Below are 26290 nucleotides of genomic sequence, written 5' to 3'. Positions count from 1 at the left end.
CTATTGAACATATAAGAGTGAAGAAAAGGAATGCAGTACACCAGCGCGGTATGCGCTAGCTCTGACATTCCACCTCCACGAGATGAACGAGCTGTTTGATTAATTCGATCGCATCGTTGAACTCCAGCTTGTAATACATCTCCGTACCTTTTTTCTGAACCGATAACAGCCCGGATTGACGCAATATTTTCAAGTGATGAGAGACCGTAGGGCGTGACATGGGGACATGCTCTGCAATCTGAGATACGTTCATGCTCTCTTGATCAATGAGCAGCGATATGATTCGCTGGCGAACGGGGTCTCCCAAACCTTGAAGATAAGGACTTAGATTCTCGAAAATATCAATAACTTTTTGGTTACCCATCGACTCGTTCATGGCTCACTCCGTTATAATGTTTAATTGTTTAAACGTATTATAAGGCTTAGTTCACTTAAAAATCAAATTTAACATTCCAAGTTGCAGGAAAATAGCTGTTCCGCTTGTCCATTTGAAGTACAATATAAGCAAATATGCCCGTACCACGAATCCATTGATGTATCCGTGGTGGAAGGAGTCCAAGATGGCTGAGAGTAACCATTATTCGGTGCTGGTAGATGAATATATTTCGGAGTTTGCACCTGATGTACAGGTGAGATTACAGGCAATAAGACAGATTATTCGTGAAGCGGCTCCGAACGCCGAAGAGAAGATCAGTTACAAGATGCCTACGTATGCACAGCATGGGAATTTGGTTCATTTTGCTGCTTACCAGCATCATATTGGGTTTTACCCTGCTCCCAGGGGAATTCAAGCTTTCCAGCAGGAACTCTCCAAGTATAAAGGGGGAAAGGGATCTGTCCAGTTTCCGCTGGATCAGCCATTGCCCGAGGATCTCATTCGCCGGATTGTGGAGTATCGCGTGAAAGAAAATGTGGAAAAAGCTCGGGAGAAGAAGCAGAAGAAGTAGTAAATGGTAAAAACCTGTTAGTCTACTGAAGGGGAAGTACAGATGAACAAAGCACTAATCGTGTTGGATATGCAGTATGGGATCACGTCAATGAAGGATTTCACAGTTCAGTTGGGCAAGATTGAAGCGGTTATCGCTGATTTTGAACAGCAACATGAGCCAATCATATACATGAAACATGTAGATTACGATCAGGAGGGTTCTTCACTGTTCTATAAAAATGTTGAGAACCTGGAAATTATAATGGGTACCGGTCAGTATCCTGTTATGGAGAAAAGCAAACCAAGTGCCTTCAGCAATCCGGAGCTAAGAACTTGGCTACATGAGCATCAGGTAGAACATGTATTTATTGTTGGATTCAACATGGAATATTGTTGTCTGTTTACGGCAATTACTGCGGAACACGAAGGGTTTAAGGTAACCTTGATTGAGGACGCAACAGGTTCGGTGAACACAGCGGAGACGTATGAGATGCCGGGTCTGGACATTCAGGATTTTGTCGGTTCGATTTTGAATTGGTCGAATTGTATTGAAGTTTTATATGTGGATGAGTATAAAGAAATGTATCGTATCTAGCGTGGTTTACATGTGACGCCGGAGATTTGAGTATGGTATAATAAGAGCAGATTAGACGTAAAATGCAAAGAGAGCCGTGCTGGTAACACGACTCCTCCGAGCAATAGCCGCTTTTAAGGGCGGTGGGCTTCGGTAACATAAGGGCACGATGAAATAGACCGCATTCCTTTTGCGAGGGGGGCGGTCTATTTGTGTGTATTGGACAGAATAAGGCATCCTTTGTCAACATCACAGTGTGCATTTTAGTTTGGAGGGGAATTCGTATGATCAAGGTTCATTTATCTCGTATTATGGGTGAGAAAAGAATTAATATTGCTGATTTATCCCGACTAACCGGATTACATAGAAATGGGATTGCCAAATTATATAATGAAGAAACCGATGGTGTGAAGTTCGATACGCTGAATCGAATATGTGAGGCTTTGGATTGTGAAATCCAGGATATCATTGAGTTTATCAAGGACGAGAAGTGATCTTCAACATTTAGCTGAGGCCCTATACTTTTAAAAAATTGGACATATAGACCGTTACCTTATCGAAGGGACGGTCTTTTTCTGTTTGTATACACATACTGAGCTGCACCGATCACAAGCGTTACTCCTTTTCAGCGATTTTTCAGCCAGGGCCATTATAATACTCACGGAATCCTGTAATCGAAAAGGAGTTTTGGCATGTCTAAGGTGCTGCATAAGTCGTTTTATCTCATTTTGCTCGTGTTTGTTGCGGTGTTTATTGCTTCGTCCTTGTTGGTTCGGGCACAGTACAACTACGCCTTGTATGGGGACAATCCCATTTTAGGCATGCAGCAGTGGAGTATTTTTCTCCCGGTCATTCTTTTGCTTCTTGGTTCAGGTGTCGGGTTATACGCTCTATGTCTGAAGCTGAACAAATACAGTCCGAAAGTTGTCATTCCGATTGTGCTGTTATGTTCTCTGGTCATTCAGATCATCATCATTTTTGTATTTCCGAGAGTGCCCACCGATGATTCACAGACCGTTCTCTCACTCGCCATGAACATGCTGTATGACCAAGACTACTCTTCGTTTGAAACGGGTGGTTATCTGCACATGTTCCCGTTTAACTACTCGATCGTCTTGTACCTGAAGACATTGCTGTACCTGTTCCCGGACAACTATCTGGTCATCAAATTTTTCAATATTTTGTTTTCAACGTTAACAACGTTCATGATTTATCTTATTTATAAACAAGTGAATGACAAATCTACGGAGCGTGATTACGGTGTGTTGATCTTTGCAGCCACGTACCTACCGTCCTTGTTCCTGAACAACCTGATCTATAACGATGTGATTGCTACAGCATTTCTGACATCTTGTATATACTTTGTTATTCGTTTTGTACGTGAAAAGTCTTGGAAAACAATCGTCATTGCCGCCATATTTCTCGCGTTGGGCAATTACTTCCGAAGCATCGGCGTGATCGTCCTAATTGCTGCTATCATATATATCCTGCTGAATTTACGGAGCATTGGAATGAAGAAAGTTGTCATTTCCATCGGTGTGCTGGCTATGTTGTTTAATGTACCAACCTGGACTCAGAATGCGGTTCTTCAATCCTCCGGTGCTGTGAGCGAACCTGTCGGAGAGAATGCTGCACCGGTCTATATGTGGCTGAATATGGGGATTAATCTGGAGCGTTTTGGCTTCTGGGACAATATGGAGAGTTATCAGATCTATCAGAGACAGGCCAACTACAGTAAGGCTGAGAGCACAGCATTATTTAAACAAGAGATTGGCAATAAGCTGTCTGAAGCAAGTGCGAGTGAGTTGGTGCAGATGTATTACAAAAAGATCATATGGACCTGGACCGAAGGGACATACCAGATGGACCGTTATGGAATCGGCAATGAAAGTTCCATGGGTGCCGGAAGAGGAAGGGGAGGCGGAATCGCAGGCTCCTATAGTTATACCAATGCGATAACCGAGTTGTTGCAGGGGGATTCCGCTTATCGGACAGGTTTGCTCTGGATTGTATATGTGATGAATTTCTTGATGTACTGTTTTATTTTCATTCGGTTGGTCGGTGGAATTCGTCATAAACGGTATGATGAAGTCTCCTTAATCCTGGTCATTCTCGGATTCATCGGATTTTATATTCTGTGGGAGATTAAGTCCAGATACATCTACCCTGTATATCCGTTGTTGGTTGTGCTGTCCTATATGGGTTTCAAAGATACGTATGATTTCATATTCCATCGTAAAGGTACCTTGGAGAAATATTCCCAGAGAAAAAGGTGATCATATGCGAAAAAATAAATATTTTACATCGGTTACGCTACTCCTACTGCTGGGATGTTCGGTTATGCTAACGGCTTGCGATGTGATAACCGCTCAGAATATTACCAAGACCAGTTCTGCGCAAGGCATGAACGGTGGTGGTATGCCGAATGGTGGTGGCCTGGGAATGAATGGAGGAACACCGAGAGGTGGAAGAGGCACCGCGGGCATGAATGATAGATCAGGCAGTCCTGGCATGACGCAGGGGATGATGAATGCCAACATTACTGGTAGAGTCATCTCCGTGAATGGAAACACAGTTACGCTGGCGTTACTTGAGGTGCAGGACAACTCATCCCCAAGCATGGAGTGGAAGGATACCGGAATGGAGATGAAATTGAATATAGGTGATGATGTTGTTATCACTGAAGGTATGGGGACGCCGGGCTCGGGCAATTCCAGATCACGTGCGAATTCGTCCATTCAAGTGTCTGATCTCCAAAAAGAAAACATCGTGATGGTGTGGTATAAGGACAACACCGAGACGGTGGAACGGGTGAGGGTTGTCCAGTAAAAAATGATGGGATTATCGTCATTTTGTAATTGCTTACATTTGGCTTATCGGCTATTATGGTAACAACTGGTTTTTTGAAGGGAGTGAGCGTCATGAAACGACGGTCTAAGATGGTATGTTCTATTACTACAATGAAGGTAAGCATAAACTGAATAATTCCGGCAGACCATTCAGATGCAGGGTGAAAACATCCAGTTTCCCAGTCCGATCTGAGATCTGCCGATATATAGGGATATAACTGCTCATTTTTTCTGGCGTATGCGAGGTTTATTTGCTTGTGCAAATTTCTCATACACTCAGAATTTTTTTGAAGCCGCAGGCATAGCCTGCGGCTTTTTGCGCGCAAAAATAGGCATTCGGTGGTTACAAGCAATGCACCTAAAACGATCAAAAAGGAGAAATGTCCATGTTAAAATTAAAATATTTATTCCCAAATAAAGACCTTGCCGAGATGATTCTAAAGAATTGGAGTTATGATCCTGAGTCGCTGGATATGTTTCAGTATTATCGCATATCCTCCAATGCCGTGTATCCGTTCAGAGATCAGGGGGAAGTGAGATTGCTTCGTTTTGCCCCGGTAGAGGAAAAAAATCAAATCAATCTTGGCGCTGAACTGGAGTTCCTGCGGTATCTTCAAACGAATCATTATGGAACCATGGAGGCTGTACCTTCTCATTCAGGGACAGAACTTGTAGAGGCTCACACCCCATGGGGAACGTATTATGCTTCCGTATTCAAGCGAGTACCCGGATCGCAGTTAGGAAGTATTGATTTGAATGACTCCATCTTGTACAGCTATGGTCAGGCATTGGGTGAGCTGCATCATTTATCACGTACATTCATGCCTGAGCAAAAGGAGAAACGCTGGACCTATACGGATGTTTTGGATTGGATGCAGGAGATCCTGAAGGGTTTTCCTGGTGAAACGGCTGCTTTGAATGAGGTGGAGTTTCTTCGAACGTATTTTGCGACTTTACCGATGACCCAGCAAAATTTCGGTCTCATCCACTACGACTTTGAACTGGACAACGTTTTCTATGACGAAGGAAGCAAGTCTTGTTATGCCATTGATTTTGATGACGCGATGTATCACTGGTACGCAATGGACGTGGAACAGAGTCTGGATAGTTTACGTGAGGAGATCGAGCCTGAACAATGGGAGCAGAAGAAACAATTGTTCCTGAACGGGTACTGGTCCGAGGCAGGAGAACGTTATGATCTGGAGAGTATGTTCCCCGCTTGTCGCCGTTTTGCCAACTTGTACGGTTATGTGCGTATGCTTCAATCTGTTGCAGAGCAGTGGTCACATGAGCCGGAGTGGATGAGGGGACTAAGAGCGAGGTTAAGCAGAAGGATGACTGAACAAGCAGAGCAATTCGGAAAGGTAGTCGACAGCTAAGATTTGTTCCAATTCACCCTAGGTTAGTCAAGACCAATGAGCACTGAAGTTTGGAAGAATCATTCACGTAAATCCGCCCCGCGGTCAGATGCAGATCCTTTGTATCGATCACGGGGCTTTTCATTTTGTTCGAATATTACCGAATAATGAAACAGAAGTGGAAATCTTGTAGAAAGGTTGGATGGGACTTTTATTTTTTTCACGCTAAAAATGGTATTTTGATGTCGGATTATATAAAAAATTGTTAAAAAAACAAATAAAATAGTTATTGATTAAATTTGGGAGTGATGATAAGTTGTAATTAACTTATTTTAGGATAAATTATATATAAAGGAGAATTAGATGGGAAATGTATGTGTTGATCTGCATCCTTTAACAGAGCATCAACAAAGAATATGGTACATGGAAATGTTATATCCGAAATCAGATGTATGGATGATTACATCCAAGATGAGCATACCGGAACCGATCGATTTCACCTTGTTAGAGCGGTCGATTAACAGAGTTTTGAAGAATAACGAATTGCTTCGAACTCGGATTATTCTGGATCAAGGTGAGAATAAACAATACATCCAACCTTATGAGTACAGATCACTCAAGCATATTCATGAAGATCCAGCCTTGACGGGTGTGACATGGACTGAGTATGTGGGTAACCATCCGATTCATGTACACAGTGAAGATCTATGTCAGTTTTATACGTATGAGGGTCATGGACAATACGGATACATCATTCAGGTTCACCATATCATCTGTGATGGCCTGGGATTATTCCAGTTGACGAATGAGATTACGGCAACCTATCATGCCGAACTGAAAGATGGTAATGCAAGCAGGATTGAATCTACGATTCACGATTATGAATACTATATAAATAGTGAACAACAATATCTCGCTTCCAAACGCTATGTGAAAGATCAGGCCTTTTGGAGAGAGAAGTTTCATACGATTCCCGAATTTATGGAACTGAAAGCGCACAATCCCCTTCTAACTCACACCGCAGCCAGAAGAAAAACGATGAATATGGATCACTCCATGTATGTACGTTTGAAAGATTTCTGTCGTCAGAAGAATGTCAGCGTATTTACCTTTTTTCTCTCAACTCTAGCTATTCTGCTGAATAAACTCACTCACCAAACCGATTTGGTCGTTGGAACCAACTACGCGAACCGTACTAGTAAAACAGATAAAGACATGATTGGCATGTTTGTCACAACCATACCTGTCAGGATCGGGGTAGTACCCTCTGAAACCGTGTTAACCTTGCTGCAACGCATTTCCAATGAACAAAAAGAAATATTGCGTCATCAGAAATATCCGTATAATCAGCTGATCCGTGATCTGAGAGAGTCGCTCTCCTTACCTGAACTGAACAGACTGTTCGGCATATCACTGGTCTATCGTCCAGAACGCTTTGACAAGATGCAAGGACATGATGTCTATATGGACAACAAGTTTAACGGACATGAGACGAATGATCTGCTTATCAACATTATTGAAAAAATCAATGAGGATCGTATCATATTTCAGATGGATTATCGGACCCAGTTGTTCAGTGAATCGTTCATGGACAATCTGCTCGATCAGTTTCTTACGGTTACGGAAGCCATTCTGGAGCATTCTGAACAAAGAATTGAACAGATCAGTATTGTAAGCGAAGCCGATAAACAATCGATGCTAACCGAGTTTAATGATACCGGGGCGTCTTATCCTAGCGAAAAAACGGTCATCCAGTTGTTTGAAGAACAGGCAGCTGCTACCCCTCAACATACAGCACTTATCCTGGGGGATAAGGAGATGAACTATGAACAATTGAATGCCAGAGCTAACGGCTTGGCTACGACATTGATCAGCAGAGGAATCAAGCAACGAGAACTGGTAGGCATTATTGTAACCCACAGTATGGAGATGGTTATCGCAATTCTGGCAGTTATGAAAGCCGGATGTGCTTATATTCCGATTGATCCCGAGTATCCCGATGAGCGAATTCAACATATTTTAAAGGACTCTCAGGTAAGGTTTGTCCTGGTTAATCAGCGTATCCATATGTCGGACAGTCTAAAAGTCATTCATATTCTTGAAGGTAATGATGGATATATACCAACAGGTAATCTGAACTTGACCATAGATATGAAGGATCTGGCTTATGTCATCTACACATCAGGGTCAACTGGAGCACCGAAGGGTGTATTGGTGGAGCATAAGGGATTGACGAACTATATATGGTGGGCGAGTCAGACGTATGTTACTGACAGGAAAACGACTTTTTCACTGTATTCATCCATCGCGTTTGACCTGACCATTACCTCCATCTTCACACCGTTAATTACGGGCAACACAATGATCATATACAATTCGTCTCATAACAAGGCATTGATTACTGATGTTGTCCTAGATCCGCGAGTGGATCTGGTCAAGCTGACGCCGGCGCACCTGCAATTGATTCAGGACATGAACATTATGGACAGATCCAATGTCCAAACATTTATTGTGGGCGGCGATAATCTGAGTGCTTCACTGGCTGCGAATATTATCCGGAAAAGCAAACATGAGGTTACCATTTTCAATGAATATGGACCGACAGAGACAGTGGTGGGCTGTATGATCTATACTTACAATCCTCATGTTGACCAAACGGAGTATGTGCCTATCGGCAAGCCCATTCAGAACACATCCATATATGTGCTTGATCAATCACTGCAATACGTTCCTGTCGGTGTTCAGGGTGAATTATTGGTTGGGGGAGACGGAGTGACCAGAGGCTATCTGAACCAACCTGAATTGACGGGCAGAAAATACGTCGAACACCCGGATCATCCAGGCGAGAGATTGTACCGGACAGGTGATCTATGCAGGTTAAGAGAAGACGGTCAGATGGAATACCTCGGAAGAATGGATGACCAAGTGAAGATTCGCGGGTATCGAATTGAACTGGGTGAGGTCAAGGCAGCTTTCTTGAAGATCAAAGGAATCCGAGATGTTGCTGTAAGCGTCAAGACGGATCAGCAATCCCGTCAGTTATGTGCTCATTACGTCAGCAATGCACATGTGACCCGGAGGATGATACGGGATAATCTGGTATCTCTGTTGCCGGAGTATATGGTTCCCACACATCTGATCAAGGTGTCTTCGATTCCACTTACCATTAACGGCAAGATTGATTACTTGACGTTATCGATAGAGAAGCCACAATCGGATGAAGAAAATGTGTATGTGGCACCGAATACTGTCATGGAACAGACGATATCTACCATCTGGTCTGAGATTCTTGGTCTGGAAGAGGTGGGTGTGACGGATCACTTCTACGAACGGGGTGGTGATTCCCTTAAGTTGATTCAGATCTATACCAGACTTTCCGAGATAGGTTTTGATTTTTCGATTAACGATATGTTTAATTTCCCTACAATCCAATCCTTAAGTTCATATCTGGATCAGGTCATGGAAGAAAAGGAAGGCATGATGAGCATGGAACAAAACACAGTGAAGAGATCCAAAGTGGATGTATTGAACGGAATTATGGACAAGCCGATCTTCCTGTCTACAGATATTCCCAGAGTTGATCCGTCACTCAAAGGTGTAATGTCATTCAACCAGGAATCCCTGTGGCTGGTTGAACAGTTCGAGGGGAAGAGCACCAAATATAATATTCCCGGACATGTCCTTTTTGAAGGCGCATTCTCGGAAGAGGCATACATCTATGCATTGAATCAGATTGTGCAGCGGCATGATGTATTGAGAACGTATTTTGTTGTAGAAAACAATACACCGGTGCAGCGAATCAGGCCTTACGAGCCTTTTGGCATTGAGGTCCAGCATACGCTGAGGGATAATTCCCAAGCCAGTCTGAAGCGTGTAATTGAAGAAGAATCCAAACACCAGTTCAACCTGGAAACCGGGCCGATGTATTATTTTGGATTGTATCGGATCCATGCACAACAATATTTTGCCTATTTTAATTTTCATCACATTATCTTCGATGGCTGGTCTCAGGATATTCTGATGGCTGAACTGGGGTCATACTATAATGCTTATCTGAGGGGAGAAAATGCAGCAACTGAGAATTTGAGTATCCAATATTCCGACTATTCACATTGGCAAAAGAATAAATGGATGACTGCCGAATTTCCGACAGTTCTGAATTATTGGCGCAACCAGTTGGGAAGTACCGTTAACCGATCGGTGAAAGTATTGCCGTATGACCGGGAGCCTTCGCTGAATAATGGGGATACCGGAGATATTCTGCTCTCAGAAATTCCGATCCAAACCATTGAAATGATCAAAAAGGCCGGTATGAAAAACAATGCCAGTCTGTACATTACCATGCTCACCGCCTACAAAATGTTGCTGTACTTTTACTCGGGTGAAACCGAGATCGTCGTGGGAACACCTGTAGCAAACCGTAATCGTGCCGAAGTGCAGAGATTGATCGGATATTTCTCCAACAGTCTTGCTTTGAAGACGACCATGGACCCCGAGCAGTCCATAGACGCCCAGATTGTTTCCGTTAGAAATACGGTGTTTGAAGCGTTTGATCATCAGGAGATGCCTTTCGGCAAGCTGATTGAACTGCTGAACCCGGATCGTGCTTCCGGGCTGACCCCGTTCTTCCAGACATGGTTCGTACTTGATGTCAAAAATACGTACAACATCGAAGGGCTGAATATTGCTCAGAATGAAATTTTGTGGGGCCACAGTGGCAAGAGCAAGTGGGATCTGACGTTGAATCTCATCGAGGCTGACCATGTCATGAATGCAGTAGTTGAATACAAAACAGAGTTGTTTGGCAAATCCACCATGAAGAGATTTCTGCATGATTATATGGCTGTAGTGAAGCTGATTGCAGCTGATTCCTCACGGAGTCTTCAAGCTGTACGCCATGATTGGGAGGTGATGGCCCACGAGTACAAGATGGAGTTGCTGAATAGCAGTAAGAGCAAAAAGAAATTCAACAAAATCAAATCTTAGGAGGAATAACTATGAAGAAGAAATTTGATAAAGGTGCGCAGATGGTCATCCAGAAAGAAATTGTGAAGCAATCGTTTCTGGAGGAAGGTCAGGAACTGCCGTTGGTAATCAAACCCAATGTATCCGGTCTGGATCTGAATCAATGGTATCTCAACAATAAGGATATGGTGGAAGAGAAAATTTTGAAATATGGTGGCGTCCTGTTTAGAGGTTTTGATACTACCACACCAGAAAGCTTTTATGGTTTCATCGATGTAAGCTGCCCCGAACCGCTCAGTTATAAAGAAGGAGCGACACCGAGAACCCAAGTACAGGGCAAGGTGTATACGTCAACGGAATTTCCGAACGAGGAATCCATTGCACCGCATAATGAACTGTCCTACGTCATGACATGGCCCAAAAAAATCTGGTTCTCCAGTATCGTTGTCGCTGATGAAGGAGGAGAAACACCTATTGTGGATGTACGGAAAGTATATAACCTCATTGATCCGGACATTCGGGATGTTTTTGCAGAGAAAGGCTGGATGTTGGTTCGAAACTACGGAACTGGATTCGGACAGACCTGGCAGTATGTTTTCCACACAGAGTCCAAGGACGAGGTCGAGCAATATTGTCTGGACAACAACATGGCTTGCCAATGGAATGAGGATGGAACATTGACAACGAAGCAGGTGAGACCGGCCATTACGATCCACCCCGATACAAATGAGAACCTGTGGTTTAATCATATTGCCTTCTGGCATAGCAGTAGCCTGAACGAGGAAGTTCGCAACTTGATGCTCGAAGAATTTGGAGAGAGCGGCTTGCCATACCAGACGTATTATGGAGACGGAACTTCAATTGATGCTGATGTGGCTGCACATATTCGTCAGGCTTATGCCGATGCCACGATCGCCTTTCCATGGCAAGAGGGAGATATCCTTATGCTGGACAATATGCTGGTGGCGCATGCACGGAACCCGTATCAGGGAGATCGAAAAGTACTGGTAGCTATGGGAGAACCCGTGAGTCGCTAAGCCTCAATTGCGCCTGAAGGAAATTACATTCGAACTGAAAATACATTAGAAATGCAGGAGGATTGAACATGGAAAATGTAATGCTGGGTTATCCCCTTTCACCACAACAGAAACGACTGCATGAACTGAATAATAACGGATTAACATCACTGGTCCCAAGTGTAATTGCTGTTAACATCGAAGGTGAATGCTCCAATGATCAGATTGAATTAGCCGTGAAGAGAATAGCCGAGAAATACAGCACACTCCGCACTTCCATAGAAGCCGATCCCAATTATGGGGTCCATCTTCAGAAAGTAGATTCGGAGACCAGAAGCCGATTCCGTACTGCATATTCCGATGAACCGATTCAAGAGCAGGATATCCAAGGGCTGATCCGAAAGGAGTTGGACACATGGACAGGTGATTATTCGCTGGAGGCCATTAACGTGGATCTGTCCGAACGTTCCAAAGTATTGATTCTCGCTTTTGATCCACAGTTCTCGGATATTGAACCTGCCGTTATTTTAGCGGATTTATCACAATTAATCGTGGCCGAGGTGGACCCTGAACTTTTGGAAGAAGAGGTACCGTACTATGCTGTATCCGAGTGGTTGAATGACCTGTTGACCAATGATGAGCATGCGGAGGAAAGAAGTTTTTGGAACAATAAACGGTTTGATCATGTTGATAAACAATTGTCCATGGTATCCGGTAGCGGAACCACGAGTATTACGATGGCAAGTTTCCCTGTGGAAGGGTCACCAGAATTGTGGGCTGAACTTGAGAAGGTAGCGGAGAAGGCTGGAAGTACAATAGATAACGTTACGCTCGCCTGTTGGAATCTGACTTTGCATCTGCTGGGCGAGGATAAGGAACTAACGGTTGGCGTACATACGCTTGGCCGACAAGATGAGGATTTGGAGAAGGTTGTCGGTGCATTGAATCGATACGTACCTCTGTACTCGGGCTTAAAAGAGGACGACACGCTGACTCAGTTTTTCCAAAGAACGACGAGTGAAGCGAAAGATAGTGCAGAATATGCAGATTATTTTGACTTCAAAATGTTTAGCAAATCGGATTCGAGTCAATCTGTGATCTCCTATGGATTCGAGAGTCGGGATGCATCATCCGTGGTGGAATCGGGTGGTCACACGTTCCGGGTTGTGTATCAGTCGGAACAGATTGAACCGGTTCACCTTGGACTCAATATCCAGCAATACCCTGAACGCAGAGATATCGTTCTTCGATATAACGAGGAAAAGTACACTCCGACAGAGATTGGCTACGTAGCGGATATATTCACACATATTTGTAACAAGGCCTATGTGAATCTGGATGAACCCGTATCGTCCAATATCATCCCTGATCATCTGACATTTACATTGCAATCGATTCTTCAAGGAGAGGTTCGGGAATATGCAACCTCCACATTGGTGGAGATGCTGGACGAACAAGCCTTGAAGACACCAGATCAGGTTGCGGTTGTGTCCGGTAACACTCTGCTTACGTTCCGGGAAATCCATGAGAAGTCCAAACAGCTTGCCCACTATCTGCAGCGGACAAGAAGTGTCGTGCATGGAGATGTAGTCGGGGTAAGCGTGGAGAGATCTCCTGAGCTGGTCATAGCCCTTCTGTCGGTGCTTCGAGCAGGGGCGGCTTATGTACCACTTGATCCGGATTATCCGAATGAGCGATTGTCCTATATCCGTGAGAATGCCCGCATTGAAACGGTGCTGTTGTTGAATAAAAACAATGAACGGCTCAATTCCCTTTTTGCTAATCCTGTATTTCTTGAAGAAGAAGGTGAGGCAATTGCGACCGAGCCCACGGACGCACCGGCAATCGGAGTAGATGCCAGAGACATCGCCTATATCCTCTATACTTCCGGTTCCACAGGTAGACCCAAAGGGGTCAAAGTGTCACATCAGGCCATCAGCAACCATATGCATTGGATGAACAATGAATTTCCACTGAGCGGGGAAGACGCTGTATTGCAGAAAACATCGATTAATTTCGATGCATCGGTATGGGAATTCTATGCACCGCTCACTACGGGCGCAAGGCTGGTTCTTGCTGAGCCGGACAAGCATGCTGATCCCGACTATTTGCTCGATATTATTCATAAGGAACGAATTACGACATTACAGGTTGTACCTACCATGCTTCAGGCTTTGGTGGAAAAAGAAACCCTCTCTTCAGCACCGTTAAAAAGGGTGTTCAGCGGCGGGGAGAGACTGGGAATTCCGCTCCAGAAGGCTTTCTTTGCTGGTTCCAACGCTCAGTTGATTAACTTGTACGGCCCAACTGAGGCGAGTATTGATACGACTTATCATATCTGTGACAAGGATAACGTTCATGAAACGATCGGAAGACCGATTCATAATACGAATCTGCTCGTGCTGGACTCGGACCTTAATCTTGTTCCGCCAGGTGTTGCCGGAGAGTTATATATCAGCGGAAAAGGACTTGCAGATGGATATGTAGATGAATACTTAAATGACCAGGCTTTCCTGGCACATTCTTATGCGCCGGACAACGTGATGTACAAAACCGGAGACAGGGTCCGTTATTTCCCGGATGGTCATATCGAATACATTGGTAGGGTTGACCGGCAGGTGAAGTTAAGAGGTTACCGGATCGAACTTGGCGAGATCGAGAAGGTTCTGAATGAACATCCTCATGTGCGACTTGCAGCGGCGAAATTGTTAGAGAAGACAGAACCTTTGCTGGCTGCCTATGTAGAACTGGATACCGCTGGAGAGATTCAGGATGTCAAACAGTGGATTTCATCCGCACTTCCCGAATATATGATTCCGAACGTCATCCAAGTGCTGGAGCATTTACCGCAGCTGAGCAATGGGAAAATTGATTATCACGCCCTGCCGGACGTGGATGTAAGTTCCGGGGCGGAATATGCCGCACCAACGACAACCGTTGAGCAGATTGTCGCCCAGATCTGGAGAGCGGTATTGAAGCGGGAGCAGATTAGTATTGATGAGAATTTCTTTGCACTCGGAGGGCATTCGCTTATCGCAACGCAGGTCATCTCTGGAATCAGACAACAGGTAGGTGTTAATCTGCCGCTACGTAAAATATTTGATGCGCCTACCATTCGTGAATTGTCCGAAGTAATTGAGAATCTGTTATTGGAAGCGAATGGTTATTCTGCGGAGGGTAATTAAGTGAAAAAATCCGGTGCAGTAATAAACAAAAGCGAACTGATTGATCGAATATTAAGTCAGATGAATGTTTCCAAAACAGTAGAACGCACTTCTCGGGAAATCAACCGATTTCCCTTATCTTTTGCTCAGAAGAGATTGTGGCTTCAGCAACAGATTGAGCCGGGAAGTAAGGCATACAACATGGTTTTTGCCAATGAGATTAGAGGAGAGTTCGATGAGTCGGCATTTGAGCAAGCCATCGGACTGATGGTGGACAGGCAAGAGTTACTGCAGATTCGGATTGATTCCGAAGAGGGTGTACCTTATCAGTATATTTTGAAAGAACAACCGGATTATCAATGGGTTGATCTATCGATGTATCCAGAAGATCAGGCCGAAAGTCAGATTGTCGATGGAATTGAAAGGGCCGATGGCCCTTTTGATTTTACTCGGGACAGACTGTGCAGATTCAAATTATTTAAGCTTAGTGATCACCGCCACATTTTTGTCCTGATGATGCATCATATCATCTCGGATGGTCAGTCAATCGAGATCATACGAAGAGACCTGTTATCTTATTATGAACATTTCCGCGGAGTGGGCCCATTGCCGCTATATAACCCATCCGCGACCCAATATATAGACTACTCGGTATGGCAGAATCAATTGTTGGAAAGTAAAGAGTTTGCTGCTCAGAAGAGGTACTGGCTTGATCAGCTGAAAGGACACTCCTATACGCTCACTTTGCCATATGACCATGAACGTCCGCAGAAACGGAGTGAAGAGGGGATTTCCGTATACTTCACGATTCCGGCACCTCTTACCAGCAGATTAAGGAAAATCTCGGAGAAGAATCATTCCACACTATTTATGGTGATGTATACCTGTTTTGCGATTTTGTTACGTAAGTATTCGGGTGAAACGGATCTGCTGATCGGTACGCCTGTCTCCAATCGGCCACAGTCCGATTTGGAGAAGATTGTTGGTTTCTTTGTCAATACACTCGTACTGCGAAGCCGTATTGATGATCAGCAATCATTTCTGGACCACCTTGACGCTTCCAAAAATACCATCCTTGATGCATTTGACCATCAGGATGTACCGATTGATCTGTTGTTTGATGACCTGATCCAATCTAGAACCACAGGATATTCGCCATTGTTTCAGGTCATGTTCAGTCTGGGGAAAGCGGGCCATTTTGAACAGAAAGATCAACAGGCTGTGTTCAGGGAGATCAAGCTGAAGCAGATCAACACATCCAAATTCGACATGTCACTGGACTTGACGGAAGATCAGGATGTAATTAAGGGTACGTTTGAATGTAGTCGGGATCTGTTCCACGTGAGTACGATCGAACGCTGGGCCAGTAATTTTATAGCGTTGCTTGAACATATTGTGGATTATCCAGGGAAGCCAATCGCAGGGGTTGGAGCCGTTAGTGATGAAGAACGACAGAAAGTTCTATATGAATGGAACGACACCGTAATGGATTACCCTGATCATATCTGTGTACATCACCTGTTTGAAGCATCTGTAGCCCAAGCCCCAGATCAGGTGGCTGTGGTGTATGGGGGAGATGAATTATCTTATCGAGATCTGGACCGTCAAGCGAATCAATTAGCTCATCTTCTGATCGAAAAGGGAATTGGACCTGACAAGGCGGTAGCCATTGGCATAGAACGTTCAATGCATTTGCCTATTGCCCTTCTTGCTGTGTTAAAAGCGGGAGGAGCCATCGTGCCTCTGGATCTGGATGCACCTGTGGAGCGAAATCGTCACATGTTAACAGATTCGGGAGCGTCCATCTGTCTCATCAATACGAATACGTTGCCGATCCCGGATGATGTTGCCCTTCTGATCGACGTATCTCAATCTGAAATATATATGGACAAGCCGATAACAGTTCCCTCGACACAAGTGGGGCCTGATCATCTGGTAGCTATTTATTATACGTCAGGCACTACAGGGAAACCCAAAGGGGTATCTGTGCGGCACCAGGGATGGGTGAACCGTATCTGCTGGATGCAGCACCAATTCAAGCTGGAATCCCATGAAACAGTACTTCAGAAAACAACTCTGACCTTTGATGATGTCGGTCTTGAATATTTCTGGACATGGATGGCAGGTGCTAGGGTTGCCCTGTTGGAACCAGGATTTCATCGTGATCCGTATGCGATCATTCAAGCTTTGAAGCAATATGAAGTGGCCATCGTCTTTTTTGTTCCGAGCATGTTGAAGATGATTTTGGAGCGAATTAGTGTGGCGGATCTGGAGCAGTTAGCGTCATTAAGGGATGTATTCTCCAGTGGGGAGGCATTGAAACCCGAAATGGTTGCAGCGTTCCACCACAATCTTCCCGAGCGTAATCTGCATAACAGTTATGGGGTAACCGAGGTTTCCATTGATTCGACCATTCATATGAATGTGCAGTTGGAAGGTCTCCGCGCACGAAGAAATATATCCATTGGTCGGCCAATCGGGAACAATTTTATATATGTTCTGGATGAAATGCAGAATCCGGTGCCGATCGGGGTTCACGGCTATTTGTATATTGGTGGTGTTGGGCTGGCTAGGGGTTACTATGGAGATCCCGTAAAGACCGGACAGGCTTTCTTTGCAAACCCGTTTACGGATGGAAGGATATACAGGACGGGCGACATTGCTTATTACGACGCCACTGGCAAGTTATACATTGTCGGTCGAATAGACAACCAATTGAAGATTAGAGGCATGCGTGTAGAATTGGGGGAAATCACGGATGTAATCTCCAGACATGCTGATATTCAGGAGTGTGCGATGCTGGCTGAGAGATGGGGAGATGATGAAGAACTGTCACTGAGTGCTTATATTCAGCTGGCTCCATCTTCTGAGATTCTCAGTACGGACCTTCGCAACTTTTGCCGAACCCTGCTGCCAAGTCACATGATTCCTTCACGTTTCATTACTATTGATCGTATTCCCCTGAACAGTAACGGTAAGTTGGACAAGGCAGCGCTGAAGCAGCTGGACCGTGGCACATTGAAGGATTATATCGCTGCTCCGCAGGATGAGCTGGAAGAAAAGGTCATGCAGATCTTCATGGATATCCTTGGTGTAGACACCATCCATCTTCATGAAAGCTTTTTCGATCAGGGTGGACATTCGATCAAAGCCGTCCGTTTAATGGATGTTCTGAACAGAACATTTCATACCGAGCTATCCGTGATCACCTTGTTTGATTACTCCACTGTCACTGAGATCGCGCGAATCATTCGGGAAGGAAATCTTCCCCAAGATCAATCGATTGTTGTATTGAAAGAAGGAGAACGTGCGGATGAAATACCGTTGTTCCTCATTCCTACGGGTGGCGGCAATCTTATCAATTATTATGAGTTGGTTAGCCAACTGGAAGGTCTGAATATATACGGATTTGTGCCAAGAGGATATGAAAATGACGAAGAGCCTCTCTATACCGTCCAGGAACTGGCCGAGTATTATTACGATGTTCTTACGCAATTGCATCCGATAGGCCCGTACCGATTACTGGGTTGGTCCTTTGGTGGCAATGTGGCATTTGAGATGGCACGGATCATTGAAGATGCAGGACAACAGCTGGAGTGGCTGATTATTCTGGATGCACCTGCCCGAAGCCATGAGCGGGATGTTCGTCCAATAAACAAGATGGAGGCTCTTGCCGAATTAGCAAACAACAACGGATATGAGTTCGTGCCTAGCGGAGACTATGAGATTCAGTTAAAGGAAGTCATGCATCACTTTTCAGATAATGGAATAATTGGACATCTCAAAGTGCGTCTGGCCAATGAAGTGGCCTTTGATAACTACTATTCAGCAGAACCGATTCAGTCCGATATCCATCTGTTGTACGCAACCGCTCAGGATGAACAAAGTCCAGTTCCGTTAACGGATGCACAGGTCTGGCACGCCAAGACGACAGGTACATGCACTTCAACGCCTATTCCAGGTCATCATGAGAATCTGATCGACTACAATCATGCTGTGAATGTGGCCCAATATGTGAATCGAATGGTGTAGGGATGGATCAGATAACTTTTGAAACGATGGAATCCAATGTGAGAAGTTATTGCAGACATTTCCCGGCCGTATCTGATAAAGCCAAAGATGACCAACTCTATATGGAGTGAGGAAATATTGAAGCAGTACCCCAACATTGATATTCGGGGAATTGGTCTGATCTGGGGGCTGGATTTCTCCAAATTCGAACCGGATATTGCCGCAGAGGTACAGAAGGCTTGCTATGAGCGTGGACTTATTGTAGAGCGAGTAGGCAGACACGATAGCGTGGTTAAGGTCATGCCTCCATTGAACATCTCCAATCACAATCTGCGAAGAGGAATCGATATCCTCAGGGAAAGCATTGCTTCGGTGTTGACGTTGCAAGAGGAGAAAGTTGTGCAAAAGATTTAACTTTGGATGCATCTTCCTGCTTCATATGGAAGAGAACATCAGATTGAACCAAGCGGAGCATTAATGACTTCGCTTGTCTTCATTCTTCATAGCAGCATGAAAGAGATGTGGAATGAGTTTTAGGTTCGACGTAAGCGGAGGTGGGCCATGGAGATTTTCAAAAACAAGAACTTCAGTTTGATGTTTTTTGGCAGAATCTTGACCAACATCGGAGATAGCTTATATGCGGTATCCGCCATGTGGCTGGTCTACAATCTGGGAGGATCCTCATTTTATACAGGACTCGCGGGTTTTTTGTCCATTTTGCCGAAAATTATTCAACTGTTATCCGGACCGATGATAGATCGGATCCCGATTCGAGGGATTCTGGTATATAGTCAATTAATTCAGGCTGGATTGTTATTAATTGTCCCTATTGCTGCGTACTATGATTTTCTGAGTGTAGGCCTGGTATTGGTGATCACCCCTATTCTGAACATATGTAATACCTGGGTGTACCCTGTTCAGATGTCAGCTCTGCCAAGAGTATTGGAGAAACACCAACTCACGCAGGGCAATTCCTTGTTCTCCATCGCTTATCAGGGGATTGATGTGGCTTGTAATGCCATCTCCGGGATCCTCATTGTTGCGCTTGGTGCGGTATCTTTGTATTTTTGGAATGCCATCGGTTTCTTCATAGGTGCGTTATTATTCTCCCAATTGCGGATTGCTCCTTATATCATGGAATCGAAAATGAAGAAGGAACAGGATACATATGATGAGACTATTGAACCAGCTAACGGGAGTGCACCGTCAGGAATACGTTTGTTTTTTAGGAATTACACGGATGATTTAGTGAGTGGAATCAGGCTGCTTACACGGACGGCATTGGCCAAATTACTTTTTGGCATTATGGTTATTAATGCTGCGGGAGGAGCGACATTTAGTGTACTCCCCATATATAGTGATGAGATCGGTGGAGCCGATATCTACGGGTTGATGCTGATGGCACAGGCGCTCGGCAGCGTCATTGGTGCAACATGTGCACCGTATCTCAGACTGGAAAATGTGCGTTTGGGTCGGTTGTATTCTGTGGCATACATCATCTCCGGGATCGCTTGGATCGGGTGTATATTTACCCCATGGAGCTGGCTGAGCATTCTGGTATATGGACTGGCCTGGGTTCCTGGCGGAGCCGTTAACGTCATCATCAATACCGTTGTGCAGAAGGGGGTGCCGCAGCAATATTTGGGTTTGGTTTTCTCCGCGACGATGGCTTTAAGCGGTATAGCTATGCCAATAGGCAGCTTGATCGGCGGTACGTTGGGGGTCTGGCTACAGAGTTCTACAGTCATTACCTTATGTGGAATTACCGTTGTTTTGGTAGGTGTATACTGGATGTTCGATCGCGTATCCCGCAACCTTCCCAAGACGGAGCAACTGGATGAAGGATATTTCAATTTCACACCACGTGGCGGCACGGCTCGTTCGAATACCGAAATGGGGGCTTAACACTGTAGCATAATGAGACCGTCGTTCATCTCTAAATTTCATATGTGAAAAAATAAAAAAGGCACCTTCAGAAGGGTATGGGGATAACGATTGGTTATCCCGTGCCTGTTCCATGAGGTGTCTTATTCAGGTTCATTCATGTTAAACCATGTTAAACCATGTTAAACCATGTTAAACGTTACCTAAGCAATCGAATATTGCAGGTTAATTGTTTTTACTCCGTATAATCACTTATCACAGTTCGCCCCGCCTCTACACTGATCCAGTAGGCATAATCTTCGCGCACGTCTACATAGAGGTTAAGTTCCTTCGCATCAAGGTTACTTACCGTTAGTTTGAAATTGCCATAGGCATCTGTTGTAACCTGCTGTGTCTGGATGTGCTCTACAGCAGGCGAAGGACCATGAATTTTGATCGGCATCGTCTGGTTGGCATACGCCGGGAACGTACCTTGAAGGACCAGCGTGTGATCGGCAGAGTATACTGCTTTCATGGTCTGATCCGGAAGTCCGCCGTTCTTTTCATTCTCGGTAGCTTCAGTGGCATTCTTCGGTCTGCTCCATAGTTCGAAGCCTTTTTCCTTCAGGTTCTGGAGAAAAACAACGGCCTCTGCCCGGGTCAAGGATTCTTGTCCCGCATAACCTTGCACCGTAGCTGCGGTTTTGCCTGAAGAGTATCCCATGTTCAGCAGATACCGGATGGCATCGTCATCCTGGGTATAATTTTTACCGCCAAGCCCCGCCACGATTACGGCTACTTCTGTTCGGTTCAAGGCATGATTGCGCAGCTTCGGATTCTGTTTGCTGGCATCCAGTTTCAGATTCAACGCGGAAGCATAGGTGTAGTAACGGTCACTCCAGATGTTTCCTTTGATAGCTTGTCCCTCTACAGCATCTATGCTCTGAATGACATGGGAATTCGCATACAGCTTGAACAACATGGAGAGGAATTCGGCTTCACTCACCTGATTGTTGGGTTTGAACGTTCCATCCTCGTATCCACTGACCATCTCCTGTTGGACGGCCCATTGAATGGCATCTTTCGCCCAATGTGTGCGGATATCAGTTAATTGGGGAATTCCCGTGACAGTAACAGAGACAACCGCTTCTTTCCCTTCAAAACGAATCCGAATTTCGGCTTTACCAGCCTGAAGTCCAATGATTTTTCCATCCTTGATGGCGATGCGGTCTGACGTCGTGTTGAAGGAAACGTTAGACTGTGGAACATAGGATGTTCCGTTATCATTCACGGCAGTGATTGAAGGCAGATCAATCTGTTCTCCTGTTCGGACTTTCAGGTTTGGTTGTCCTGGCGTTATGCGGGTAAGTGTTGTATCTTGAACACCGTCCACATGGAAGAAACGTGTGGAGTATGAGATTTCCGCTGCTGTACCGTTTTTCTTTTGCAGACCTGTAATTCGAATGTTGAACGTATCGCCGTTCTTTAACAATTGCACATCGTCGGGACGGAATATGATGGCGTAACCATATCCATATCCACCTGTCTCTACATTGAAATAGGCTTGATTAAACCATTGTTTATCCGCAGGGTCCACGTTGTAATAACCGGTTGGAAAGCCACTGTTCTGATTCTTGGCATTAAAGGTCCACGTACGTTGATCGGAAGTCCGAGTCATCTCGACCTGTACCTCAGATAGTGATGGTTTCGCAAATACATCTGTATTCAGTTGAACAGACCAGGCCTGTGTGCTGCCAAAAGCTTCGATTGGAAATGCGCCCTGATTCGGGAACAGGCTGTAGTTGAACGAAGTTCCCCCAGTTCTGCTTTTGTCAAATACCTGCATGGCACTATAGTACTGATCATATGTCTTGCCTGCTTCACTACGAGTGGCGAGTCCAAATCCGATTCGTTGCAGTTGTGGACTCAAAATCCAGCGCCTGTGACCCAATCGATCAATATTGGAGGCATCCGAATCATTCATATAGGCCTGAATGCTTTTTGTCAGGACGTTATTCTTTGCACTGCTGGTAACGTACAGATTGGAGCTGCTGGCAGACTTTGAACCGGTGTCAAAGAAATCCTTTGGCATATCTCCTGGCTGTTTTGGAGAATGGGACAGGTATCCACCCGTGGAGACCACAACAGCCCCATGCTGGGCTTGACGATTCAATGTCGGGTCAAGCACAAGATCGCCCTGTAGCCCCGTGATAAAACGGTAAAAGTTGGCTGCGTTCAGCCCTTGTTCCAGATAGGCGTCACTTACCACACCAGCAGAGTAGGGAGCACTTGTCGAAGGTGTCTTTGTATACAGGGGAGAGGTATCATTGCCATTCATCCACTGATTCCACTTCTGGACGATCTCCTGCTGACTTCGCTCAGGTAACAAACTGTCGACCTGTTCCGCATGTGCCGCTTGAGCACCCCATAACAGAAACAGTAAACCTACCAAGGGCAGAGTGAACAGTGAATGCATTTTATTTTTCCGGTAAACCATGTTTCCAACCCCTCTCATTTCTGAACGTACGAAGAACATATGCATGTTCAGCATTATGGTATATTCATCGACATTACAGTTGATTTTGCTTAGAGCCAGACATGGGAGCATGTGAAGGAGGATGTTTAAATTAGGGAGTTGGTGGTTTTTTTGTTAAAAAAAGAGCACAGGCCACCCCGCTGATTCGGGACAGCTTATGCTCTTTTTACATATGTATCTACTTTTTAGTCGAGACTCAGGTCGAAATCAGGCTCACACATATAATCTAATGGGTACAGATCATCTCGTGCCGAGATTAATGCACGGAAATGCAGATAAAGATTATTGGGCTGTACCACAATGCCACCAACACGATGGGGCATAAGTTCAGCCACGACGAAGACATCCTCGGCATTGTTACATTTAAAAAGAACATTTTTCGGATGAATGACTTCCTCCAGGTAACTGTACGTCATCACGTGAAATGTTTGTCCACGCCAGTTTGTCTTGATCACTTTATAGGACTGTGTGCGAACCAGATCCAGATAACGTTCCAGCTGGAACGTATGCTCAAATTGCGTAATATAACCTTTTTTATCTACATCAATCGTAAATTCGACATCATAGCTCACATGCATTTCATCTTTATAAGTTCCGTTCATGACCTTCATGGCCTCAAAGTGTGATCCGAATTCCGGATCTTCCACATAGGGAATGGTAACGAGTTCGGGGTCAACATAATCTGTGATCTTGCTGTTCATGGATGGTGCGCTGTAATACTTCGATGGCTGAAGATCAATCTATCCAATCATGCTTCCTGGGAAACCGGGGCTGCAAGTTATTCGCATAGTCATCTCCTTTAGATTTAATCAGTAGTTAGACGAACGAGTAACAATAAAGTTGCACCAGAATAAGGAAATGAAGGACGGGACGAACCCAGTATGTCTATCTCCCAACATCGAGCAGGAACGAATGGTAGGTAAGTATTCTTTTAAGTCATGAATCGCACCTCTACTTCTGTTGCTGCTACTTTCATATGAACAGGAGTACTGGCACTATTTCCAATATACTTACTCTTTTGATACAGTAACTGTAGGACATATCGGAGGTATATATCGTGTATGGAACAATGTCTTCATGAATGGGTCATGGAGAACCGTGCCCCGTATCGCTCTCGGAGAGGAGTCCATCTAATGAATGTGAATGATAATGTGATCGAACAACAGTCCCTTACCTTTGTGGGCATCAAACGAACGTTCTCTTGTGTGGGTGGAGAGAATTTAAGAGAAATTCCTAAGATGTGGCAGGATGCTTTGGCAGACGGCATTGAGGAACTTTTAAACGGGTTCAATAACGGAGCTATTCCCGGTCTGGTGGGATGAATTAAAGCCGGAGGCGATACAACGGTTGTGGCACCATATTATGACAGAGTGGTTTCCTTCCACTTCATATCAGCATGCAGGGATTCCGGAACTTGAAGTGTACAGAGGTCACGGCACACCTCCCCAAGTCTGGATACCTGTAAAATCTGTGTGAGCAAAATTGAATTAGGAGGTCTGCGATGTTATCCAATAAAGTGATTGATCATTGCCAGGAGCAAGGCTGGTGGCATGAAGATGTTCCAGCAGCCTACGAAGAAGCATTGCGGAAGCTTGGAATTGATCTTCAATCGGATTTTGCACAATTTTATTTACATGCAGAGGATGGACCAACTTTCTACAGCAGGCATCAGGAGTTGTATCAGATCTGCTGGTTTATGGAGAATACCGTATATATGGAAGACATGAATGTAGCACAGCTTACACTGGGACTTCCCGAGGCGTATATTCCACTGGACAGTTTTGAAGGTGAAGGTGGATTTTTCTACAACCGTCAGACGGGAGAAGTGGTGCTGGTGGAACTGGGCGAATCGATTGAACGGTTCTTTAATGGCGAGAGTGAGCCGCAGTGGGCTGATTTCAATGCTTTTCTGGAGTGGTATTTCGTTCTGGAGGAGGATACGGTGCAATGAAAGATCTAACACCGGAACATGCCGAACTGGAGCGACAAATTGTAGAAACGGTAGAAGTCGGTAATGTGCTGGATGAGACGCAGCAGCATGAACAAGCACTTATCTATTATGATCAGGCATGGGGCATGTTGCCCGAGCCGAAGATGGAATGGGAGATTGCAAGCTGGATCGCATCCTGTCATGCGAATGCACATATCGACCTGAAGCAGTATGGACTGGCGAAGCCGTGGGCTGAGATATCGTTAAGTACGCGGAGTTCGGATAGAAGTACAAGTCCGTTGATCGATCTCGGCATGATCTGCATGAGACTTGAACAGCATGACGAGGCGTATTCGTATTTGCATCAGGCGTATGAGTTCGGCAGAGAGCGTGCATTTCAGGGAAGTCCGAGGGACGTGTTGAGTTATTACATTGATGAGCGGGCTAAGCGCAAGTAGAATGATTCCGACCAGACCATGAAACAAAAAGGGTACCCCGGTTTGGCCAAAACATGACCACAGGAGTACCCTTTCGAGTTGAATATTCGTTTATTACAGGATGTTTGACTTCATCTAATCCGAAATGTTACGCGTATAGTATTCAATAATATCCTTACGACGGATAATACCGAGGAAGACACGATCGACATCCACCACGGGCACAAAATTTTGGTCTGCTGCAAGTGTCAGCATATCCTCCATTTCAGCCTCAATGAATACACATTCATTATATACCCGATTGTTAATCTCATGGACTTGAACCTGATCCATCGTATCAAAAGTCAATCCGGGTGTATTTCGCATTTTCCATAACAAATCGCCTTCGGACAGGGTAGCAACATATTTTCCATCCTGGTCAATCACGGGAACGGCGGTGTAGTGTTGCGATTCCAATTGCTCAATAGCATCTTTCATGGAAGCGGTAGACTTGATATAGGCCACTTCGGCTTTGGGGAGTAAAAAATAGCTGATTTCCATCATCGGGCTCCTTTTCAGCCTTTTGCATAGCAAAAAAGCTTTAGTATGTAATCTCACTCTCCTTATTTAAACATATTATGTGAGCTTTCGGCTATTTTTAATGATAAATTCGTCAGATT

Annotated in this window: 19 protein-coding genes; 15 read left to right on the top strand and 4 right to left on the bottom strand. The window is 44.8% G+C overall.

The genetic code is table 11. The features are described 5' to 3' along the window. Positions 1-55: 55 nt before the first annotated feature. Positions 56-376, bottom strand: coding sequence for an ArsR/SmtB family transcription factor (locus tag MKY28_RS21620; RefSeq protein WP_036605985.1), 321 nt, complete (start codon positions 374-376; stop codon positions 56-58). A 184-nt stretch (positions 377-560) separates the two neighbouring features. Here MKY28_RS21620 and MKY28_RS21615 point away from each other — a divergent pair, with 184 nt between their 5' ends. The 12 genes from MKY28_RS21615 (at position 561) to MKY28_RS21560 (ending at position 20770) form a co-directional block, all read left to right on the top strand. Further along, complete coding sequence (locus MKY28_RS21615; protein ID WP_340936965.1) at positions 561-947, top strand: iron chaperone; 387 nt, start codon at positions 561-563, stop codon at positions 945-947. Between the two features lie 42 nt (positions 948-989). Next, a complete protein-coding gene (locus MKY28_RS21610) occupies positions 990-1523 on the top strand; it encodes a cysteine hydrolase family protein (RefSeq protein ID WP_340936964.1) in 534 nt (177 codons plus the stop codon). A gap of 263 nt (positions 1524-1786) precedes the next feature. Then, a complete protein-coding gene (locus MKY28_RS21605; RefSeq protein WP_036668302.1) occupies positions 1787-1996 on the top strand; it encodes a helix-turn-helix domain-containing protein in 210 nt (69 codons plus the stop codon). A 198-nt stretch (positions 1997-2194) separates the two neighbouring features. Next, on the top strand, positions 2195-3778 hold the full coding sequence (locus MKY28_RS21600) for a glycosyltransferase family 39 protein (RefSeq protein ID WP_340936963.1): 1584 nt from the start codon (positions 2195-2197) through the stop codon (positions 3776-3778). 4 nt (positions 3779-3782) lie between these two features. Then, entirely contained in the window at positions 3783-4331 is a 549-nt protein-coding gene (locus tag MKY28_RS21595; protein WP_340936962.1) for a hypothetical protein, read from the top strand. A 406-nt stretch (positions 4332-4737) separates the two neighbouring features. After that, positions 4738-5730: a phosphotransferase enzyme family protein gene (locus MKY28_RS21590; RefSeq protein ID WP_340936961.1), complete on the top strand. Its 993-nt coding sequence runs from the start codon at positions 4738-4740 to the stop codon at positions 5728-5730. A 342-nt stretch (positions 5731-6072) separates the two neighbouring features. After that, positions 6073-10695: an amino acid adenylation domain-containing protein gene (locus MKY28_RS21585; RefSeq protein WP_340936960.1), complete on the top strand. Its 4623-nt coding sequence runs from the start codon at positions 6073-6075 to the stop codon at positions 10693-10695. An 11-nt stretch (positions 10696-10706) separates the two neighbouring features. Continuing rightward, positions 10707-11711 (top strand): TauD/TfdA family dioxygenase, encoded by a 1005-nt coding sequence (locus MKY28_RS21580; RefSeq protein ID WP_100526395.1) that lies wholly within the window; start codon positions 10707-10709, stop codon positions 11709-11711. A gap of 68 nt (positions 11712-11779) precedes the next feature. After that, the gene (locus MKY28_RS21575) at positions 11780-14875 is read left to right on the top strand and encodes a non-ribosomal peptide synthetase (protein ID WP_340936959.1); all 3096 of its coding nucleotides are present in this window, start codon (positions 11780-11782) and stop codon (positions 14873-14875) included. Further along, positions 14876-18886: a non-ribosomal peptide synthetase gene (locus MKY28_RS21570; RefSeq protein ID WP_340936958.1), complete on the top strand. Its 4011-nt coding sequence runs from the start codon at positions 14876-14878 to the stop codon at positions 18884-18886. It begins immediately after the preceding gene. A gap of 87 nt (positions 18887-18973) precedes the next feature. Further along, entirely contained in the window at positions 18974-19279 is a 306-nt protein-coding gene (locus MKY28_RS21565) for an aminotransferase class III-fold pyridoxal phosphate-dependent enzyme (protein ID WP_340936956.1), read from the top strand. 147 nt (positions 19280-19426) lie between these two features. Next, positions 19427-20770 (top strand): MFS transporter, encoded by a 1344-nt coding sequence (locus MKY28_RS21560; protein ID WP_340936955.1) that lies wholly within the window; start codon positions 19427-19429, stop codon positions 20768-20770. Between the two features lie 214 nt (positions 20771-20984). Here MKY28_RS21560 and MKY28_RS21555 read toward each other — a convergent pair whose 3' ends face one another. Beyond that, entirely contained in the window at positions 20985-23225 is a 2241-nt protein-coding gene (locus tag MKY28_RS21555; RefSeq protein ID WP_340936954.1) for an S-layer homology domain-containing protein, read from the bottom strand. Between the two features lie 224 nt (positions 23226-23449). Further along, positions 23450-23965, bottom strand: a complete 516-nt coding sequence (locus tag MKY28_RS21550) for a hypothetical protein (RefSeq protein WP_340936953.1) — start codon at positions 23963-23965, stop codon at positions 23450-23452. Between the two features lie 432 nt (positions 23966-24397). Here MKY28_RS21550 and MKY28_RS21545 point away from each other — a divergent pair, with 432 nt between their 5' ends. From MKY28_RS21545 to MKY28_RS21535, 3 genes are all read left to right on the top strand, one after another. After that, positions 24398-24586: a GyrI-like domain-containing protein gene (locus tag MKY28_RS21545; protein ID WP_340902181.1), complete on the top strand. Its 189-nt coding sequence runs from the start codon at positions 24398-24400 to the stop codon at positions 24584-24586. A gap of 179 nt (positions 24587-24765) precedes the next feature. Beyond that, complete coding sequence (locus tag MKY28_RS21540; protein ID WP_340936952.1) at positions 24766-25215, top strand: SMI1/KNR4 family protein; 450 nt, start codon at positions 24766-24768, stop codon at positions 25213-25215. Beyond that, positions 25212-25652, top strand: a complete 441-nt coding sequence (locus MKY28_RS21535) for a hypothetical protein (protein ID WP_340936951.1) — start codon at positions 25212-25214, stop codon at positions 25650-25652. The genes MKY28_RS21540 and MKY28_RS21535 overlap by 4 nt, the downstream gene beginning before the upstream one ends. A gap of 114 nt (positions 25653-25766) precedes the next feature. On the opposite strand, the gene MKY28_RS21530 is transcribed toward MKY28_RS21535, so the two are convergent. Further along, on the bottom strand, positions 25767-26171 hold the full coding sequence (locus MKY28_RS21530; protein WP_036605969.1) for a CBS domain-containing protein: 405 nt from the start codon (positions 26169-26171) through the stop codon (positions 25767-25769). Positions 26172-26290 lie beyond the last annotated feature (119 nt).

The sequence above is a fragment of the Paenibacillus sp. FSL R5-0473 genome (assembly GCF_038004565.1).
GTDB classification, from domain to species: domain Bacteria; phylum Bacillota; class Bacilli; order Paenibacillales; family Paenibacillaceae; genus Paenibacillus; species Paenibacillus amylolyticus.
Note: the sequence above shows the minus strand (reverse complement) of the source record. Positions and strands in the feature narration are given on the sequence as shown.

Excerpts from the sequence above, each read along its gene's own strand:
- MKY28_RS21620 (WP_036605985.1), bottom strand. The coding sequence starts at position 376 with ATGAACGAGTCGATGGGTAACCAAAAAGTTATTGATATTTTCGAGAAT.
- MKY28_RS21615 (WP_340936965.1), top strand. The coding sequence starts at position 561 with ATGGCTGAGAGTAACCATTATTCGGTGCTGGTAGATGAATATATTTCG.
- MKY28_RS21610 (WP_340936964.1), top strand. The coding sequence starts at position 990 with ATGAACAAAGCACTAATCGTGTTGGATATGCAGTATGGGATCACGTCA.
- MKY28_RS21605 (WP_036668302.1), top strand. The coding sequence starts at position 1,787 with ATGATCAAGGTTCATTTATCTCGTATTATGGGTGAGAAAAGAATTAAT.
- MKY28_RS21600 (WP_340936963.1), top strand. The coding sequence starts at position 2,195 with ATGTCTAAGGTGCTGCATAAGTCGTTTTATCTCATTTTGCTCGTGTTT.
- MKY28_RS21595 (WP_340936962.1), top strand. The coding sequence starts at position 3,783 with ATGCGAAAAAATAAATATTTTACATCGGTTACGCTACTCCTACTGCTG.
- MKY28_RS21590 (WP_340936961.1), top strand. The coding sequence starts at position 4,738 with ATGTTAAAATTAAAATATTTATTCCCAAATAAAGACCTTGCCGAGATG.
- MKY28_RS21585 (WP_340936960.1), top strand. The coding sequence starts at position 6,073 with ATGGGAAATGTATGTGTTGATCTGCATCCTTTAACAGAGCATCAACAA.
- MKY28_RS21580 (WP_100526395.1), top strand. The coding sequence starts at position 10,707 with ATGAAGAAGAAATTTGATAAAGGTGCGCAGATGGTCATCCAGAAAGAA.
- MKY28_RS21575 (WP_340936959.1), top strand. The coding sequence starts at position 11,780 with ATGGAAAATGTAATGCTGGGTTATCCCCTTTCACCACAACAGAAACGA.
- MKY28_RS21565 (WP_340936956.1), top strand. The coding sequence starts at position 18,974 with ATGACCAACTCTATATGGAGTGAGGAAATATTGAAGCAGTACCCCAAC.
- MKY28_RS21560 (WP_340936955.1), top strand. The coding sequence starts at position 19,427 with ATGGAGATTTTCAAAAACAAGAACTTCAGTTTGATGTTTTTTGGCAGA.
- MKY28_RS21555 (WP_340936954.1), bottom strand. The coding sequence starts at position 23,225 with ATGGTTTACCGGAAAAATAAAATGCATTCACTGTTCACTCTGCCCTTG.
- MKY28_RS21550 (WP_340936953.1), bottom strand. The coding sequence starts at position 23,965 with ATGAACAGCAAGATCACAGATTATGTTGACCCCGAACTCGTTACCATT.
- MKY28_RS21545 (WP_340902181.1), top strand. The coding sequence starts at position 24,398 with ATGAATGTGAATGATAATGTGATCGAACAACAGTCCCTTACCTTTGTG.
- MKY28_RS21540 (WP_340936952.1), top strand. The coding sequence starts at position 24,766 with ATGTTATCCAATAAAGTGATTGATCATTGCCAGGAGCAAGGCTGGTGG.
- MKY28_RS21535 (WP_340936951.1), top strand. The coding sequence starts at position 25,212 with ATGAAAGATCTAACACCGGAACATGCCGAACTGGAGCGACAAATTGTA.
- MKY28_RS21530 (WP_036605969.1), bottom strand. The coding sequence starts at position 26,171 with ATGGAAATCAGCTATTTTTTACTCCCCAAAGCCGAAGTGGCCTATATC.